This is a genomic window from Shewanella denitrificans OS217, from assembly GCF_000013765.1.
GTDB lineage: Bacteria > Pseudomonadota > Gammaproteobacteria > Enterobacterales > Shewanellaceae > Shewanella > Shewanella denitrificans.
Window position 1 is genome coordinate 1,082,944 of sequence record NC_007954.1, and the last position, 17,460, is coordinate 1,100,403.

General features: G+C 45.8%; 16 protein-coding genes. 10 read left to right on the forward strand and 6 right to left on the reverse strand.

The features are described 5' to 3' along the window. Positions 1-3: 3 nt before the first annotated feature. The 3 genes from SDEN_RS04915 to SDEN_RS04925 form a co-directional block, all read right to left on the reverse strand. Entirely contained in the window at positions 4-732 is a 729-nt protein-coding gene (locus SDEN_RS04915) for a DUF2927 domain-containing protein (RefSeq protein WP_269571449.1), read from the reverse strand. A gap of 93 nt (positions 733-825) precedes the next feature. Beyond that, positions 826-1,551 (reverse strand): oxidative stress defense protein, encoded by a 726-nt coding sequence (locus tag SDEN_RS04920; RefSeq protein WP_011495399.1) that lies wholly within the window; start codon positions 1,549-1,551, stop codon positions 826-828. Between the two features lie 31 nt (positions 1,552-1,582). After that, the gene (locus tag SDEN_RS04925) at positions 1,583-3,442 is read right to left on the reverse strand and encodes an amidohydrolase (protein ID WP_011495400.1); all 1,860 of its coding nucleotides are present in this window, start codon (positions 3,440-3,442) and stop codon (positions 1,583-1,585) included. A 155-nt stretch (positions 3,443-3,597) separates the two neighbouring features. Here SDEN_RS04925 and SDEN_RS04930 point away from each other — a divergent pair, with 155 nt between their 5' ends. The 7 genes from SDEN_RS04930 (at position 3,598) to SDEN_RS04960 (ending at position 11,430) form a co-directional block, all read left to right on the forward strand. Then, the gene (locus SDEN_RS04930) at positions 3,598-4,398 is read left to right on the forward strand and encodes an SAM-dependent methyltransferase (protein ID WP_011495401.1); all 801 of its coding nucleotides are present in this window, start codon (positions 3,598-3,600) and stop codon (positions 4,396-4,398) included. 120 nt (positions 4,399-4,518) lie between these two features. Then, positions 4,519-4,794, forward strand: coding sequence for a hypothetical protein (locus SDEN_RS04935; RefSeq protein WP_011495402.1), 276 nt, complete (start codon positions 4,519-4,521; stop codon positions 4,792-4,794). Positions 4,795-4,875: 81 nt separating this feature from the next. Then, positions 4,876-5,139: a hypothetical protein gene (locus SDEN_RS04940; RefSeq protein WP_041405677.1), complete on the forward strand. Its 264-nt coding sequence runs from the start codon at positions 4,876-4,878 to the stop codon at positions 5,137-5,139. Continuing rightward, a complete protein-coding gene (locus SDEN_RS04945) occupies positions 5,102-7,165 on the forward strand; it encodes a sensor domain-containing diguanylate cyclase (protein WP_198134628.1) in 2,064 nt (687 codons plus the stop codon). Before SDEN_RS04940 ends, SDEN_RS04945 begins: the two co-directional genes overlap by 38 nt. Then, positions 7,158-8,240, forward strand: a complete 1,083-nt coding sequence (locus SDEN_RS04950) for an acyl-CoA dehydrogenase family protein (protein ID WP_011495404.1) — start codon at positions 7,158-7,160, stop codon at positions 8,238-8,240. The genes SDEN_RS04945 and SDEN_RS04950 overlap by 8 nt, the downstream gene beginning before the upstream one ends. A 283-nt stretch (positions 8,241-8,523) precedes the next feature. After that, on the forward strand, positions 8,524-9,726 hold the full coding sequence (locus SDEN_RS04955; protein WP_011495405.1) for a DUF3103 domain-containing protein: 1,203 nt from the start codon (positions 8,524-8,526) through the stop codon (positions 9,724-9,726). A gap of 348 nt (positions 9,727-10,074) precedes the next feature. Further along, complete coding sequence (locus SDEN_RS04960; protein WP_011495406.1) at positions 10,075-11,430, forward strand: S41 family peptidase; 1,356 nt, start codon at positions 10,075-10,077, stop codon at positions 11,428-11,430. Between the two features lie 137 nt (positions 11,431-11,567). On the opposite strand, the gene SDEN_RS04965 is transcribed toward SDEN_RS04960, so the two are convergent. The 3 genes from SDEN_RS04965 to SDEN_RS04975 all read right to left on the reverse strand — a co-directional run bounded on the left by SDEN_RS04965 (position 11,568) and on the right by SDEN_RS04975 (position 13,860). Then, on the reverse strand, positions 11,568-12,440 hold the full coding sequence (locus tag SDEN_RS04965; protein WP_049762949.1) for a phospholipase A: 873 nt from the start codon (positions 12,438-12,440) through the stop codon (positions 11,568-11,570). A gap of 295 nt (positions 12,441-12,735) precedes the next feature. Next, a complete protein-coding gene (locus SDEN_RS04970; RefSeq protein ID WP_011495408.1) occupies positions 12,736-13,482 on the reverse strand; it encodes a complement resistance protein TraT in 747 nt (248 codons plus the stop codon). Between the two features lie 36 nt (positions 13,483-13,518). Further along, complete coding sequence (locus SDEN_RS04975) at positions 13,519-13,860, reverse strand: hypothetical protein (RefSeq protein WP_011495409.1); 342 nt, start codon at positions 13,858-13,860, stop codon at positions 13,519-13,521. Between the two features lie 304 nt (positions 13,861-14,164). Here SDEN_RS04975 and cobA point away from each other — a divergent pair, with 304 nt between their 5' ends. From cobA to cysN, 3 genes are all read left to right on the forward strand, one after another. Continuing rightward, complete coding sequence (cobA, locus tag SDEN_RS04980; protein WP_011495410.1) at positions 14,165-14,986, forward strand: uroporphyrinogen-III C-methyltransferase; 822 nt, start codon at positions 14,165-14,167, stop codon at positions 14,984-14,986. 56 nt (positions 14,987-15,042) lie between these two features. Next, positions 15,043-15,951, forward strand: a complete 909-nt coding sequence (cysD, locus tag SDEN_RS04985) for a sulfate adenylyltransferase subunit CysD (protein WP_011495411.1) — start codon at positions 15,043-15,045, stop codon at positions 15,949-15,951. A 64-nt stretch (positions 15,952-16,015) separates the two neighbouring features. After that, complete coding sequence (cysN, locus tag SDEN_RS04990; protein WP_011495412.1) at positions 16,016-17,458, forward strand: sulfate adenylyltransferase subunit CysN; 1,443 nt, start codon at positions 16,016-16,018, stop codon at positions 17,456-17,458. Positions 17,459-17,460 lie beyond the last annotated feature (2 nt).

Consider the following 17,460-nt stretch of genomic DNA (forward strand, 5'->3'; position numbering starts at 1 on the left):
TTACTAAAACCCCAGTAATGGATAAAGCTTGCCTTGACGCACCCAAGCATCGGCATTGGCTAGGCTGCCATCGGCTTGCCAAGCGCGAAGTAGCGCCTGCAGTGGGGCTTTGACCTCAGCGGCGTTCATGCCCACCTTGAGCGAGGGCGAATACAAGGCTTTGATTAATATGGCATCTAAGCCACTCAGTAAGGTTTGTGGGGTTCTGTCATTAAAAATCGACGGGAAGACTTTTTCAGAGTCATTAGGCAGACCTAAAATTTGGGTCAGCTCCTCCACAATACAGGCGACCAATTTACCGTGCATCTGTGCTTGGTCTACAGGAATGATGATGTAGGCGCGGGTAATTTCATCTCGGGTTGTTTCCATATGGGCGATGCAGACCGCCCCATGAAGGTGAGCCGCACTGGCCTTACCCATCAGCTGCTGGGCTTGTTGCTGCCACAGATTTTGCCGGGTAAAGAGTAGCCTGACATTCGCCTCTTGTTGGTTAGTGGCAAGGCTTATATCGTGACCGCTCAGTTGCTTAAGGTGGGCTAAATGCAATTGCACCAGTCTAGTGTGCAGTGCTTCGTTGCCCACATGGTGCTCGAGCCCCACCTTTATCGGTGTTAACCATTTTCTGAGGGTTTTATCCCCTTGCTGGTATTCACTTTTGAGGGCGACTTCCATAAAGGCCTGCTGAATGAAGTCAGCTTCAAGCCAAGGGCTTGCCTGGCTTGAACTTGTCAATAGCCCTGTACATAGCCCGACACATAGCCCGAAACATGGCCCCGCAAATAGCAGGGCTTGCAGCCTTTGAATTGTTAATCGCATTGGCTTAGGTTAGTTTTTCAGTTTGTAAATGACTTCGACGCTGTCGCTAACTGTCACTTCACCAAATTCATAGCCTGCTTGGCCGCCATCGAAGGCCATTTTTTCGCTGCGCTGTAACATGATGGGCTGCACTGAACGTCTGTCTAAATAACGCACTTGCCACAAGTCACCTAAGGATTGATTGAATCCTTCGGCTAAGGAGCGCGCTTTAGCTTGAGCATCTTTGATTGCCGCTTGGCGGGCCTTGAGCACGTATTCATCTTCCTTGCTGGATTTAAGGACAATATTATTCACTCGGTTGAGTCCCTCGGCGAGGGCGGTGTCTAAGATGTCGTTAAGCCGTGACAGTTGCACTAAGGTGACTGTGACTTGCCTGCTGGCCTGATAGCCAATGAGTTTAGGGGCCTTGTTTTGCTCGTAGAGGTATTCTGGTTGCAAGTGAAGGTTGGCGCTGGCGATGTGTTTTTTGTCTATGCCAGCTTCTAGCAATCGGCCTATAAATTCGCTGATGGCCTTATCTGAGGCATCTTTAGCGGCTTTGGCGCTGTCTTTCGTGAGGCTGACTTCCACTTGAATTTCTGCCATGTCAGGTGCCATGGTGAGTTCGCTGACGCCTATGGTTTGGATATGGGCAAAGTTGAGGTTATCGGCCACGGCGGGCGTCATGGCAAGTAAACAAGCACTGAAAGAGAAGGCTGCTAAGAGAGCTTTCGAAGCTGGGATGCGGATGGACATAATGAATTCTCGCTTATTTTTTATTACTGGGTTAATTGGCTGGATGAGTGTGTTGAGTCTCTGACATTTTTAGGTCTGCGTGGGTCTGATATAGGCGCCTGCCATTGACCCACGTCTGTTGGACTTGGGTTTGCCAGATAAGTTCTGGGGCTAAGGTAAAGATGTTTTTATCGATTAAAATAAAATCGGCTTTCATCCCCGGGGCTAATGAGCCGATGATCTGTTCTTGATGGGCGGCAAAGGCGGCATTATAGCTGAAGGTTTCAAAGGCCTGAGCAAGGCTCATGCGCTCAATGCTGTGCCAGCCACCAAGAGGCTGATTTTGTTGATCTTGACGTGTTACCGATGCATGCAGGCCAAAGAAAGGGTTGGGGGATTCTATGGGGAAATCTGATCCTGCTGCGATTATTGCGCCGCTTTTAATCAGTTTCTGCCAAGCATAGGCACCCTTGATTCTATCAGGCCCTAATCTGTCTTCTGCCATGTTTTTATCGCTGGTGGCATGGGTTGCCTGCATGGAGGCAATAACCCCAAGGGCTGAAAAGCGAGGAATGTCGGCCAGTTGCAGCACTTGAGCATGTTCAACTCTGTGCCTTAAGGCTTTAGTCTTGGTTTTGGCGATCAAGGCTTGATAGTTATCCAAGACCTGTTTATTGGCCTCATCACCAATGGCATGGGTATTGACTTGAAATCCTGCCGCCATGGCGGCTTCCATGGTCTGAGTGAGTTTGGCTTCAGGATACAACAACAAGCCTTTATGGCCTGCTTTGTCACTGTAGTCGCTGATGAGCGCCGCGCCTCTGCTGCCTAGGGCACCATCGGCGGAGATTTTAACGCTGTTGATGGCTAGCATATCGCTGTGGCCTAAGTCGCTCAGGGTGGGCCCCGCTTTAATGAGGTCGCTGAAGTGCTCATCGGTGGCATCTATCATGGCATAGACACGAATAGGCAAGTGCTTCGCTTGATCTAACTCTTTATAGGCTTTGATTGTGGTGCTGCCAATGCCAGCGTCATGCACACTGGTGAGACCAAGTGTTGCCAGTTGTTGTAAGGAACTCAGTAACACGGCTTTTTGCTCATCCAAGGTGAGTGGGGGAATGTTAGCTGCTATGAGTCCCATGGCATTGTCGATAAATACCCCAGTGGCTTGGCCTTGACTGTCGCGAATGATTTCGCCGCCTTCTGGTGCTTGGGTGTCTACGCTGATGTTAGCCAGTTTCATGGCGGCGCTATTGGCCCAGCCAGCATGGCCGTCGATGCGTATTAGCCACACAGGGGTGTCGGGAAAAGCCTTGTCTAACAAATCTTTGCTAGGGAAGGCTTTACTCGGCCACAGCACTTGGTTCCAGCCTCGGCCTTGAACCCAAGTCAATTGCGGGTGGGCTTTTCTGAAGGTTTGTACTTTAGCGACCGCATCTTGCTCGCTTTGGCTGTCTCTGAGCTGGGCTTGCAACAAGCTTAAGCCATAACCCAATACGTGGCCGTGGGCATCGATAAGCCCGGGCAATAAGGTCAGGCCTTGGCCGTCGATATGGTTAACTTTATTGTTATCGATGCGGCTGCTATGGCTTAGGTCATCGACATGGTGTTTCTCATTTAATAAGTGCTCGAAAGACTCAGGCGCCGCAGGGAAGTCATGGCCGTAAAGGGCATCAATTTTATCATCGGTGAACAAGATGGCGTTAAAGCGACTCAATTTGCCAGCCGCCATGCTGTAACCTTGGATATTACTCACTAGGGAAGTGTGCGCCATCAGGGCTGGGCTGAGTAATAACGCGAGAGGCGCCGCTGCGCCAACGACTAGGCTAACGAATGGCTTTAGCAAACTGCGGCGGTATTTTTGCCCTAGTGAGCGCGAGGCTGTGTTGGTCATTGTCATTGTCATTGTCATAGTCTATCCCTATCGCATCCTTAATCTGAGATGGTTATAGAGTATGTGAGTGACTGATTTTAGCAACAAAAATATCGGCAAACAGTGGTAAGCTAAGTTCAAATAACAATAAAAAAGCAATGATATTGCTTAACAACTCAGGGAGTCGCCGCGTTATGGTGTCAACGAATAAAAAAGGAAGCTTAGTCTGTGTTGGGGTCGGCATGACTATGGGATCGCATTTAACGCCCCTTAGCAGAAACTATATAGAGACCGCCGATGTGGTGTTCTCGTTAATGTCCGATGGCATAGTCGAGCAATGGGTCGAGACCATGAACCCTGATGTGCGCAGTCTGCAGCCCTTCTATCAAGAAGGCACCTCAAGGCTGATTTCATATCAAAACATGATAAATGCCGTGCTTGATGAAGTTAGGCAAGGCAAGAACGTGGTGGGGGCATTTTATGGTCACCCCGGGGTGTTTGCCATGGTGACACATAAGCTTATCGCCCAAAGCAAAAAAGAAGGCTTTTATTGCCATATGGAAGCGGGAATTTCAGCAGAAGATTGCTTGATTGCAGATCTTGGGATAGATCCCGGCCGTTTGGGCTGCCAGCAGTATGAAGCCAGCCAATTTATGTTTTATCGCCGCACTATAGATACCGCCGCCTATTTAATTTTGTGGCAACCAGGCATAGCCGGGGATCAAAGCTTAGCCCGCTTTGCTACCGCCGAGAGCTTTAGGGCCGTGTTAGTGGAACTATTATGCGAGTATTATGCAAAAGATCATCAAGTCATATTATATGAGGCCAAGACCTTAGCCTTTAATAACCCGAGGATAGACACCTTGCCCTTGGGCGAACTCGCCAAGGCGACTATTCATTTACACACCACTTTAGTCATTCCACCTTCGACTCAATTAGTTAAAAATGAAACACTTTTGGCAAAATTAAACGCGTTGGAAACATTAGCACAATAGGCTATCATGTTACTTCAATGTGATTGAGTTGTGCTGTTTTTATTAGCACTTTTGTTCTCATAAGTCACATAAACCAAATAAGTCATATTAATGTCAATTGAGTCACTCAGGGAGAAAAGGATGTCAGAAATAATCAGTTTAATCGAACGTTTAGGGGCCAGCGCAACTTTTGGCGAACAAACGATTCAGCAGCGCCAGTTGGTGAATGATACCGTGGGCTTAGATGAGGCGGTGAAGCAAGCCTTGTTGAATAAAGACAATGAGGCATTAAATGCCCTTATGCAGGTTCGCAATAAAATTGTTTGCGCTGTTGCTATTCCTCAGGATGATGGCGGCTTTGAAGCCGAGGAGCAGGACGAAGCGTTTATCATCCAAGCTCGGCAGGCATCTTGTTAAGTGATTAACTTTATAAAACTAAAACTAAAACTAAAACTAAAACTAAAACTAAAACTAAAACTAAAATGAGAAAAGGAAGCTATGAGTAATATTATTGATGTCATTGAACGTTTAGGGGCCAGCGCAACTTTTGGCGAACATGCCGTGCAACAGCGAAAGCTTGTGAATGATACCGTGGGCTTAGATGAGGCGGTGAAGCAAGCCTTGTTGAATAAAGACAATGAGGCATTAAATGCCCTTATGCAGGTTCGCAATAAAATTGTTTGCGCAATAGCTATCCCTCAGGATGAAACGCCGGACAATGAAGATGAAGACGATGCCCAGCTTACACAAATGGCCGGTTAACATCTTTAGTTGGTTATGTTGCAGCCTTATTCTTGGATTGGGCTGCTGTTTGTTACTTGCAAATCAGGCTATTGCTAACGTTTTACCCGCTACTCAAACTCCAGCTCAGTTAATTCATACAGAATTAACCCAGGATGCGCCCAGCATCAGCATCCTCGAAGCAAATCAAGCAACTATTGAAGAAATTATCGAAGAAACAAGCCAAGAAACAGCTGCAGCTGAGATTGCTTTGTTATTTGATGAGGCGCAGCGTTACCGTGGCACAGACGGTGCCAAATCTAGCGCCATTCTTCAGCGATTGGAGAAGCTAAGACACAATCTCAGTCAAGAGCAGGCCTACTATTTAGATTATCTGCAGGCCTATCAGCAAGGTATTTTGGGAAAGCATGACATAGCTCTAAATACACTGCTGAATGTGTTTAATAACACTCAAAGTACAGAGCTTAAGTTTCAGTCTGGGCACACCATTTTCAATGTGCTGGCCATATCTAGGCGCTTTGTCGAAGCGCTGTCTTACTATAATCAGACCATGGCCTTATATTCACAAGTTAGCGATGGCGGCTTGAGAGCGACATCATTGTTTGCTGGCATGATGTTGTTTAATGAATTAGGCGACTATGAAAGAGTCATTTCAATAAGGCAGCACTCAGATTTGGCAACCCTCTCAGAGGGCCTGCGCTGTAAGGCGGATGCGTTCCTTATAAGAGCCGAATCTAATCTTGGCCCCTCAGATAAGGTATTGCCATTTGAGCAAGGTTTAGCTCTTTGCCGCTCAGCAGGGCAACCTTTATATGAATCTTTTATTAGGCTGTATTATGTGCGTTTCTTATTGGCTAACAGTCAATACATGGAGGCCAAAACTGAGCTTGAAGCCCATCTTGCCACCAGTCTGTCGACCCAATATAAGCTCATTATTCAAGAATATTATTATCTGATGGCCAAGACCTATTGGTTGTTAGGCAATGAAGCTGAGGCGACGCTATTTGCAGAGCGTGCCCTTGAGACTAGCGTCAGCGAACAGTATTCCTTACCACTGACTTTGAGCCTGGAGCTTAGCTATCAGATGGCCAAGCAGCGGGGTGACTTCGAACTGGCACTCCAGTATGCAGAGCAATATGCCCAAGCGGATAAAGGTTATTTAAATCAATTGCGTGTCAAGGCGATGGCCCTAGAAATGAATAAGGCCGAGATGCTAGAACAACAACAGCGCATTGAAATACTCAAACGAGAAAATCAATTGCTGACCTTGGCGCAAGCGCTTGAGCGCAAAGAGAATGTCAATGTGCAGTTACTGATTGTCGTGTTGCTGCTGTGTTTGCTGTCAGTCTGTATTTGGGCTTATCGTTCCAAACGCATACAAAGCGAACTAGCCCGTCTAGCACAGGTGGATGAACTCACTCAAGTCTTTAATCGCCGTCAATTGGTGCTGCTTGGCGGACAAGTGTTGGCATTGGCTGAGCGTAATAAAACCAAGGTTAGCGTTATCATGGTGGACTTAGATTTTTTTAAATCCATCAATGATAGATTTGGTCACAATGTGGGTGATTGGGCCTTGAGGCGGGTGGCAGAGACCTTGAACGCTTTGGGCCGCAAGAGCGACGTCTTTGGCCGTTTAGGCGGGGAGGAATTTGCCTTTGTGTTAAGTGATTGTGCTCTAGAACAAGCCTTAGATTTTGCAGAATTATGCCGAAATGAAATTGCCACCATAGATGTGTCTGACAGTTTATTTCCAGGGGCCTTGAGTCTCACCGCAAGTTTTGGTGTCACAGAAACAGGCTTATCAGGCTATGATTTAGAAGGCTTACTTTCTGATGCCGATCAAGCCCTCTATCAAGCCAAAGACAGTCAACGAAATTGTGTGGTGAAATTTGAAGCACATCCCATTACTAATGAAAGTGATGTTGCAACCGATGCAGCGAGAGATGAGGTAAGGGAAGGCGTATCGGATGCAACAACCGATGGCACAACATCTGTTAAAATCGGTGAAGCCACAGATGCGACAACAGGAAAAACAGTGAATGTTTAAGGGATTAAAAGCAGAATTAGGGATTGAAACCTTAAGTCAACTGGATCAATTGCCCGCCGATATTGTAAAGACTGAGTTGCAGCGTTTAGGCATACCCGCCTTAGGGCTTAAATTAAATTCCGCCAACAGTGAGGCTGGGTTTAAACAACAATGTCAGGCCATTGTTGATATCGCTAAGGCTTGGCCGTCGGCAGGTCTCGTGGCTGTGATGCACATGCATGTGCTGCTGGCGCTGAGCCGTTATTCAACCATGATACCTTCGGCTAAACAGGTATTGGCACAAGTGGAAACCAAGCAAGCCTTGTTGGCATCATTGTCAGCGGAAGGCTCTGTGGATGCTAATCATGCGCCCTTGTTGCACCATAAAGTCAGTGAAGATAGCTACTTGATTAACGGCGTTAAAAAACCCGCATCACTGAGCCATATGGCCGATTTTTTCATTTGCGTTTCACGGGCAGGGAAGGTAACTGAGGGCAAGCAGTTAACTCCAGACTCTTCTGCGCCAGCCATAGTATTGATCCCGCGAAGTCACGCCGTCACAGTTAATCAAACCCTGTGGAAAATTATTCCTTTCAATGCCGCGGATAGTCACAGTGTGAGTTTTAATGAAGTGATCATAAGCTCAGATGAGATTGCATTGGATGTTAAAAAAATAACCCCTTTCACCTCCCTTGCCTTGGGCACATTTCAAGTGATGACCATGGCCTGCTATTTGGGCATAGCACAATGTTTGATAGCAAAAATTAGCAGCCAATTTAAGCCCTATTATGAGCTAAGAGCGAGCATGGCGCGGATTAATATGTTCAATGAAACTGTACTGCCGGTACTTTATGAGCAAGGCTTTAAGGCTGACACAGATGCAGGAGCACTCGCCTTTGTGCAGACATGCCGTTACAGCTTGGAGCGTGATTTAAGCGAGTTGGTGAGCTTAATTTATAAACATATGAGCGCCTATGCCTTAGTGATGGATGAAGATTATTTACACTTGATGAATACCTTGATGATGCTCAGATTCCACCCTGTGGGTGAGAAACAATGCCTCAGAGATTACATGCCACACTTTCCGAGCGCTTAATGCCGGCCTTGAGCGCTTAGGGTTAACCTTGGCGCAATTGTCTCAGACTCACGCTCCTCCCAAGTCTTCTCACGGATATTCGTAAGTCTCTTCAAGCTGTTATGAATGGTTAAACCAGACTTTTGCATAGGATCTAACGTCGTCCTATCAGACATTCGTCGTATTACTGAAAATGTGATTAACATTCTGTTTACATTTTTATTTACATTCCCTTTGGGCTGTGGTGTTATTAGGTTAATTCAAGCGAGCGTTTGAATTAATAACCTATGGAAAGGGGATGCCTATGAAAGCTACAACTCAGATAATCACTGCGACAATGATGATGTTAACTGCCACGGCAAGTGGTACTGCACAAGCTAAGGCTCATACCTTGGATACACAAGGCCTGAGTGCTGCCTCTGTAAGCGATAGCGGTTTGTTGGTGCCTTTGGCTCAATCTAAACGGCAGATTGCCTTGGATTTAAGTCGTCAATATCAGCAGCTTAAACCTTTGCTACAGCAGAATATTAACCAATATCAACTGGCAGTGAATACCCGTGAAATGGTGCAGCAAGCTGAGTTTGATGCCAAGGTACTAAGGCAAACTGATGCAGCCATTAGCCAACAAAAAGGCTTACCAGCTCGTACTGAGCTAGTGCAGTTACGCTTAGCAGATACCAGTATGTTGGCATCTTGGCAGCAGGGGGAGTTGCCCTTATTTGCCTTCGAACCCGATGGCGATGATAGTCAATGGGCTTATGTTGAAGCCTTTGATACTCAAGGTAATGTTCATTTATTGGATGTCTATACTCTGCCACAACAACCCGTATTTGTGGTTGGCTTAGACAGCAAGAAAGCCATGATGGCTGGTATAGCGCAGATGAAGGCCGAGTTTGCAACCGCAGCTAGAAAAGGTAACTTGCTTAATAAATCCATTAAAGGGCTTGATCCTGTTGAGAAGGAGGCCGTTACCAGCGCCGATGCAGCGCTTTCCACCACTGTGATTAAGCAAATTTCTCTTAATGATGATATGGAGCCGTGGATCTCGGGTAAAGCCGAAGTGTATGGCATAGTGACCGGAGTATCACCGAGCCGCGATACTCCAGTGCTAGATATCGTTGAAATGCCCTATTTGGATTATGCCGATACTCAATATTACCCAAATCAGATAGTGATCCACTGGCAGCGCTATCGCTGGGCGGCGGCAGATATGGTGCTGATGGAGCATGATGATGGCACTAACTACAAGGCATTAGCGACTAAGTTACTGGAAGCTGCGGAGCAAATATTGCGGATGATCCCAGATCCTGAAGTGCAAGGTTTGGCTGTGATAGCCCAGATAACCAATGGTATTTTAGCCGTAATGCCCGATGCCTGGTTCACCAATGATGATGACTTTGTCGACGTGTATTACACCTTGCAAGAAGGTCAGTATTATCACAACCATAGAGGCGCCAGTGGCAATGCCACCACAAGTTTTGCCCCGCTGCTGATCAACCCAAGATAGGTTTTGCAAGAGCAACACGGATGAGGAATCAAGGATGAACAAGGGCTAGGTTTATCAAAGTCTATGTTTATTAAGGCCTAGGTTTACAAAAGTCTGGGCGCATAAGCTCAGAACATCATACTCGCTCTGTACATTAGGTTAGCAAGCCAAGGCATAATGCCAAGGTTTGCTGACCTTTTTTATGTAACCTCCCTAAGTCTTAACCATGCGCAGTTCAAAACCCGCCAAAATGACTTCACCCCAGTTACCTATTGAAATAATTTGCCATTCATAGCTTAAATGATATCTTCTCATTCGCTTTAGCTACTGTGTTTTTTGTGTTGATTAACCTATCAATAAGGATGTTTAATGTCTCGAAGATACCTATCACAAGTGCTGTCTACAGCACTCGTTATTGTGATGAGCACAAGTGTGTTGGCGGGGGAAGATAACAAGCTGACCCATGAAGATAAAATCTACGGATTATCACTTTTTTGGAAAGAAGCCAGTGATAACTTCGCCTATTTTGATCAAGTCCCCGAATTGGACTTTGACGCTGCTTATCAAGGCTTTATCCCTCGAGTATTGGCGACACAATCAGACTATGAGTATTATCGAGAATTAATGCGCTTTAATGCCTTACTCAAAGATGGCCATACCAATGTTTATTTACCGCAAGGCTTGGAGCAAGGACACATTGACTGGCCGAGCATTGGGCTTTATGAAGCGAATAAAGAAGCGGTTGTTATCTCTACTAGCTTAGCGTTGCAGCACAGTATTCCCTTAGGTTCGACCTTAGTGAAACTGGATGATGTCGAGCTCGCCACTTATCTTGAAGCGTCCGTCATGCCCTATATTGCCAGCTCAACCGAGCACATACTGTGGCACAGCGCCGTGCGGGATGCACTCGATGGCAAACCTGGCTCTCACGTTAAACTCACCCTTAAAACACCACAAGGTGAAATAAAGCAGCTGACGCTAACACGAGATAATAATTTGAGAAAGCGCGCTAATCCTGAGGAGAGTGAGCGAATTTCCCTTAAGCGTGCTCAGTCTAATGGCGAATTATTCGAGTTTAAATGGCTAGAGCCTGGCATGGGCTATTTAGCCTTAAATGGATTTCATGACAAGCAAATTTTAACGGATTTCTACGCCGCCTTAGACGATATTCGCAAAGCTAAACGCTTAATTATCGATTTGCGTTTCAATGGCGGGGGAGACTCGCTCATTGCCGCAGAAATATTATCTCATTTTAGCGAAACTGAATTGAAAGGTGCGATTTGGAAGACTCGCAAGCACATTGCAGCTTTCAAGGCTTGGGGGAAATATGATGCTAACTATAAAGTCTATGCTGATGATAATGCTTGGGAAAGTGGCGAGATGGAAATCTTCCCTTCTAAAGAAAACCCCATTATAGTGCCCACTTATGTGCTCACCAGCAGGGACACGGCGTCAGCGGCTGAAGACTTCCTTATCTATGCCGATCCTTTAGCCCATTTCACTGTGCTTGGGGAAAAAACCTATGGCAGCACAGGTCAGCCCATCTTCTTCGATTTGCCCGGTGGAGGATCATTTAGAATATGCACTAAACGAGATACTTATCCCGATGGCCGTGAGTTTGTGGGCTATGGCATCACTCCTGACGTGTTAATGACAATCACTGCTGAGCGCTTAATTGCCGAGCAAGACTTTATGCTTGAGGAAGCCATCAATAGGCTTAAATGAGTCCTTGAGAGACTCTTGGTGCGTGACAGTCTTTTGAATCTAGGGCATAGCAACTTGAGTGAATATTGCGATATGAGTTGTTGATGCCAATCTACTCGTATAAATAGATTGGCATCTTCTGTGCTTCTCAGACCTTGCTAGAGAATATCGTTAATTGAGAAGCCGATGCCTATGCGCTGGTTATGGTGATTGTAGTCAATTAAGCTTTCGCCATAGCCATTAAAATACTGAGTATAAAAGCGCAAATTCCCCATGATGGGGTAGCTCCAGGTAAACTCAATGGCCCCGCGGTTAGGGTTTTTAAAGTTGTTTCTCAGTAACAGGCTGAATCTGTGTTTATCTAAGCCATAAACGCCTGTGAGTTCCATGTGACCTAAGTAATCGGTGAGATCTGGATTATCATCGCCCTTAGATGAAGTAGGGGTTTCTTTTTCATCTTCTGGGATACGCCACCACGCTTTCACAGCCAGGGCATAGGGGCCCTTATCAAAAATCAGCGTGCCATAAAGGCGATTCCAACTTCTCGATAATCCGGGAGTCTTGCCGTTCGACTGATGGGCGGCGCCAACGCCAATAAAGGAGTTAGTAAACCCTGCAATCTGCCAATCATTATTGAATAGCATGAATATTTCTGGCTCGTGATTGGTTTCACGGAACGGTGAGGAAATCTCTTGGTTATAGACCTGCCAGTAAGATTGGTTGGTGTAGGCCAAGAATAGGTGACCATTGTTGCCAAACAAGTTGTAACCTAAAGGAAATTTAAAACTAATTTGAAACTTAGCCTCCAAGTTATCAAGCTCTTCGTCAGCTTGGCCTAGCTGATCCACGAAGGGCGTGTTGTTGGGGTTAGTGTTATAGGTCACAGGTAAGAAATAATTGACCCTATGAGGAGTCAGTACAAAGGGGCTTTCAGAGGTGGCCAACTCATCTTTTACTCGCTCTTCAACGAGGGAGGTTTCAGGTTCTGCTTGCTCGCTAATGACAAGGTCTTGTGCAAGTGATTGTGGCATAAATGATGAATAGAAAAGTGTGATAAATAGTAGTCTCTTTTTCATGGTTCGCTCATACCCTGTAGGTGTTATTAACAGCATCTTCTATCTTGCTAGTTACTGAGAAAGATGGATGATTTATATGAGGATATTAGAGCATAATTTTAAAGATAAAAGGGATTTAGTTGTGAACGATAAATAGAAAAAACCGCTGAACGTACAACTTAACGTTCAACGGTTTTTAGATAGCTTGTCAGCGTCAAGCGCTAACGATTACAACCTAGTTCGTTAGCCACTTAACTCAACTTAAAGTCAGTTAGAAAAACGACGCCATTGCATAAGCGGTTTTTTCAAACATTAATGGTTGAGCATCTGCGAGTTCCAAGTTAACTTGGTTGGCTGTAGTAACCACCCGAGTGCGGTATTCTTTTTTGTTACTGACTTCAGAGTAAGTTTGAGTTGATGCACCATCATCGGAGATTTTGGTGTTAACTTTAGAGTCTTTGCGAACCATAACCCCTTTGTTAGCACGTTCTTTAATTTGTATATCAGCTACGAGCAAATAAGTGACGTCCTTAACAAAAGCGTTTGCTGCCGTCGCAGCTAAACCACCGACTACTCCGCCTAAAGCCACATCACCAAAATCGCTACCAACGGCATACCCTATCGCAGATCCTGCTGCAACACCTTCAAAGCCAGTTCTTAGGTAGTTGTCTGCGGCTGTAGGAGACGCTTTTTCTAGATTTCTCACAAATACACTCATAGTATATTGAGCTTCGTCAGGGTCATCGACCAATACATAAGAGTTACCACTGTTTTGAATTTGCGATATTAGTGATGAACGGAATGCATTGCGATCAAACTCCATGACAGCAGAGCGCATCTCTAAGTATAATTTGCGTTTTTCTGGTGCAACGGGATCAACAAAAATAGCGGTACTTAGTTTGGTCTGAACATCTAGATCTTTTTTTGCTATTGAGGTGTGAATTGCGGCACATCCTGAAAGTGCTAATAGGGCAGCTGCAGCAAACACGCCGGTAATCGTTGAAGTCCTGATTGTCATAGATAATTTCCTTATAAAAAATAAATAGTTGAGTTATTAGTAATAATATCTGCCGTGATAACGGTGATAATAACGACAGTTGCGATATTCGCTCCAATCATATCGGAGTAAATCTCTACAGGTATAGCCAGGCCGCCAGTGAGAGCCCGAATATTCAGGAGGAGTGACATTTTTATCTAGCATGCTTTTTATATATGCATCGACCTCCTCTGGTTTTTCAGCCAAAAAAGGTTGTGACATGACCTCTGAGTTAAGTTGAGCTTGCATAAGTGCAAGTTCATCTTCTTCGGCATTGTCATAGCGAGCATCAGCGGGCGTGAGATAACAGCTGAAAATGATAAATATTAGGTTTAACCCAAGAAAGGGATTTTTTTTCATTCCATTCGTCCTTAATAAATGAAATAGCAGAATTGGTAAGGCGTGTTCCTAACGCTATTTTCAGGCATAACAGGTTTATAATTAGTGCAGGCCTGAATAACTCTGCTGTAACAAGCTGACTACATTAACATTTAGCTTTTTTCACGTCTAGACGTAAACCGCAGTAATTAAACCAAGGTTTATAGAAGCAACAAAAATACAATCCTACTTATAACTTTAAGGTATAAAAACTAACTATTATCTATTATATAAGGCATATGGAAACCGCTATATTGAGTCATAGTCAATATTGTGGGGGTTAGTCATGGAAGTTGTTTCACTGCCAGGTCAAGTGGCTAAAGGTAAAGTCTGGTTAGTGGGCGCAGGCCCAGGCGATGTTGAATTGCTGACCATGAAGGCGTATCGGGTGCTAAAAAGTGCCGATGCTGTGCTTTATGATGCCCTAGTAAGCCAAGATATCTTAGATTTAATCCCCTCAAGTGCCGAAAAAATTGCCGTAGGTAAGCGTGCGGGTAAGCACAGTGCGCCCCAAGATGATATTAATCAGTTATTGGTGACTAAGGCATATACCCGTAAAAACGTGGTGCGTCTAAAAGGCGGCGACCCCTTTATATTTGGTCGTGGCGGTGAAGAATTGCAAACCTTAGTGGCCAGTGGCATCGCCTTTGAAGTGGTGCCTGGCATTACAGCGGCAAGTGGCACCTCAGCCTATGCTGGCATTCCACTCACTCACAGAGATTATGCCCAAGGGGTGAGCTTTATTACTGGCCATTGTCAGTTAGCCAGCCGCCCTATGGACTGGCAAGGCTACGCCAATCCCAATAACACCTTAGTGGTGTATATGGGGATTTTGAACGCCAATATTATTCGCGATGGCTTAATTAACGCAGGCCGCAGCCCAGACACACCGGTAGCGATAGTGTCAAAAGCCACCACTGCATCCCAGCAGCGATTTATCGGTAACTTAAACGACTTAGCCCAATTGGCGGCAGATCCTGCCTTAGAGATGCCAGCCTTGATGATCATAGGCGAAGTGGTGCAACTTGCCGATACGCTCAATTGGTTTGAACCTGCGGCATTAAGTCAGCAACAAACACACACAAATGTAAAAACGAGCAGTAATTAAACCTCGTTTTCAGTCAATATTTATGCTGGAAACAGCATGTTAAGTGGAGAAGCATCATGGCCGTGCAGGTATTAAGCCATTTACAACAGTTAGAAGCGGAAAGTATTCAAATCATCCGTGAAGTTGCCGCCGAATTTGATAATCCTGTGATGATGTATTCCATAGGTAAAGATTCCTCTGTGATGTTGCATCTGGCCCGCAAAGCTTTTTATCCTGGCAAAATCCCATTCCCTTTACTGCATGTGGATACAGGTTGGAAGTTTAAAGAGATGATTGCTTTTCGTGATGCACAGGCGAAAAAGTTTGGTTTTGAGTTGTTAACTCACACCAATCAAGAAGGGGTAGAGCAAGGCGTTGGCCCTTTCACCCATGGCAGTGCGAAGCACACTGACATCATGAAAACCCAAGCATTAAAGCAGGCTCTAAATCAACATGGTTTCGATGCCGCCTTTGGTGGTGCTCGCCGTGATGAAGAAAAATCCCGCGCCAAAGAGCGTGTATATTCGTTTCGTGATCGTCACCACAGATGGGATCCAAAGAATCAACGTCCAGAACTGTGGCGCACCTATAACGGCGCAGTCAACAAGGGCGAGAGCATTCGTGTGTTTCCGCTATCTAACTGGACTGAACTTGATATTTGGCAATACATCTATCAAGAGAATATCGAAATAGTGCCACTGTATTTTGCTGCCGACCGTCAGGTGGTGGAAAAGGGCGGTCAACTTATCCTTAAGGATGATGACCGCATGCCACTTGAGGCGGGCGAAGCGGTGAAAACCGAGAAAGTGCGCTTTAGAACCTTAGGTTGTTACCCATTAACTGCGGCTATGCATTCAGAGGCCGACACCTTAGAAAAGATTATCGAAGAAATGCTGCTAACACGTTCCAGTGAGCGTCAGGGGCGACTGATAGATTCAGATCAGAGTGCCTCCATGGAGCATAAGAAACGTCAAGGTTACTTCTAAGGCTTGCCAAGGAAAACCCTTTACAGAAGTCTTCGAGCAAGCAGCATAGAGAGTGAGAATTAAGATGGACAAAGCAGCGAGTAACACTAGCCGCATGGCGGCAGAAATTGAGCAGCATGGCGTAAAAGAATATTTAGCCTTACAACAGAAAAAAGGCCTATTGCGCTTTTTAACCTGTGGCAGTGTCGATGACGGTAAGAGCACCTTAATTGGACGTTTGCTCCATGACAGTGCGCAAATTTATGAAGATCAGCTGGCCACCCTTAAAAACGACAGCACTAAAATGGGCACCACAGGGGAAGCCATAGATTTAGCCCTGCTGGTGGATGGTCTGCAAGCCGAGCGTGAGCAGGGCATTACCATCGATGTGGCTTATCGTTATTTCTCCAGTGATAAGCGTAAATTTATTATTTCCGATACCCCAGGCCATGAGCAGTATACCCGCAATATGGCTACTGGTGCCTCGACCTGTGATTTAGCGGTGATTTTAGTGGATGCCCGTTATGGGGTACAGACTCAAACTAAGCGCCATGCCTTTATTGCCTCTTTATTGGGTATTCGCCACTTTGTTGTGGCGGTAAACAAGATGGATTTATTGGATTTTAACCAAGAAGTATTCAATAAAATCCAAGCCGACTTTACCGACTTTGTGAAAGACTTTGGCGACTTAGATATTCACTATGTGCCGCTTTCTGCCTTAAATGGCGACAACGTGGTTAACCCCAGTGAGCGCTGTGATTGGTATCAAGGCGGCACCTTGTTGCAACTGCTTGAAACCATAGACACTCAGCGTGAGTTGACTCAGCTTCCTGTGCGCTTCCCTGTGCAATATGTGCAAAGGCCAAACCTTGATTTCCGCGGTTTTGCCGGTACTTTGGCATCTGGGGTGATTAAAGTGGGTGACGAGCTGGTGGCCTTGCCGTCGGGCAAGCGCAGCAAGGTTGAGCGCATCGTCACTTTCGATGGTGATTTAGCTCAAGCGGTTGCCGGCCAAGCCGTGACCATCACCTTAGAAGATGAAATCGATATCTCAAGGGGCGATTTATTGGCCCAACCTGAGACGGCGCCAGCCCTTGGGGATCATATCACCGCCGATTTGGTATGGATGGATGAGAAACCATTACAACTGGGTCAACTATACGATTTAAAAGTGGCCGGTAAGAAAACTCAGGCCAAGGTGAGTGAGATTGAATATGTTACTGACGTGAATACTATGGCCCGCAGCGGCGCCACTAGCTTAAGTTTAAATACCATTGCCAGAGTCAAACTTGAGCTGACAGAAGCGATTGTGGTCGATGCCTACAGCTTAGTGCGTGATACTGGCGGGATGATCTTAATCGACCGCTTAAGTAATGCCACAGTTGCCGCTGTGATGGTCGTCAGTGGTCACTTAGGTGAAGCAAAAGCTACGGGTGAATACAGCGCCTTTGAACTTGAGTTTAATGCCTTAGTACGTAAGCATTTTCCTCACTGGAATGCCCGCGATATTAGTGTGTTAGGTAACTAGCC

Bases quoted from the DNA above. Each gene is read 5' to 3' on its own strand.
- SDEN_RS04920 (WP_011495399.1), bottom strand. From the start codon at position 1,551: ATGTCCATCCGCATCCCAGCTTCGAAAGCTCTCTTAGCAGCCTTCTCT.
- SDEN_RS04925 (WP_011495400.1), bottom strand. From the start codon at position 3,442: ATGACAATGACAATGACAATGACCAACACAGCCTCGCGCTCACTAGGG.
- SDEN_RS04930 (WP_011495401.1), top strand. From the start codon at position 3,598: ATGGTGTCAACGAATAAAAAAGGAAGCTTAGTCTGTGTTGGGGTCGGC.
- SDEN_RS04935 (WP_011495402.1), top strand. From the start codon at position 4,519: ATGTCAGAAATAATCAGTTTAATCGAACGTTTAGGGGCCAGCGCAACT.
- SDEN_RS04940 (WP_041405677.1), top strand. From the start codon at position 4,876: ATGAGTAATATTATTGATGTCATTGAACGTTTAGGGGCCAGCGCAACT.
- SDEN_RS04945 (WP_198134628.1), top strand. From the start codon at position 5,102: ATGAAGACGATGCCCAGCTTACACAAATGGCCGGTTAACATCTTTAGT.
- SDEN_RS04950 (WP_011495404.1), top strand. From the start codon at position 7,158: ATGTTTAAGGGATTAAAAGCAGAATTAGGGATTGAAACCTTAAGTCAA.
- SDEN_RS04955 (WP_011495405.1), top strand. From the start codon at position 8,524: ATGAAAGCTACAACTCAGATAATCACTGCGACAATGATGATGTTAACT.
- SDEN_RS04960 (WP_011495406.1), top strand. From the start codon at position 10,075: ATGTCTCGAAGATACCTATCACAAGTGCTGTCTACAGCACTCGTTATT.
- SDEN_RS04965 (WP_049762949.1), bottom strand. From the start codon at position 12,440: ATGCCACAATCACTTGCACAAGACCTTGTCATTAGCGAGCAAGCAGAA.
- SDEN_RS04970 (WP_011495408.1), bottom strand. From the start codon at position 13,482: ATGACAATCAGGACTTCAACGATTACCGGCGTGTTTGCTGCAGCTGCC.
- SDEN_RS04975 (WP_011495409.1), bottom strand. From the start codon at position 13,860: ATGAAAAAAAATCCCTTTCTTGGGTTAAACCTAATATTTATCATTTTC.
- cobA (WP_011495410.1), top strand. From the start codon at position 14,165: ATGGAAGTTGTTTCACTGCCAGGTCAAGTGGCTAAAGGTAAAGTCTGG.
- cysD (WP_011495411.1), top strand. From the start codon at position 15,043: ATGGCCGTGCAGGTATTAAGCCATTTACAACAGTTAGAAGCGGAAAGT.
- cysN (WP_011495412.1), top strand. From the start codon at position 16,016: ATGGACAAAGCAGCGAGTAACACTAGCCGCATGGCGGCAGAAATTGAG.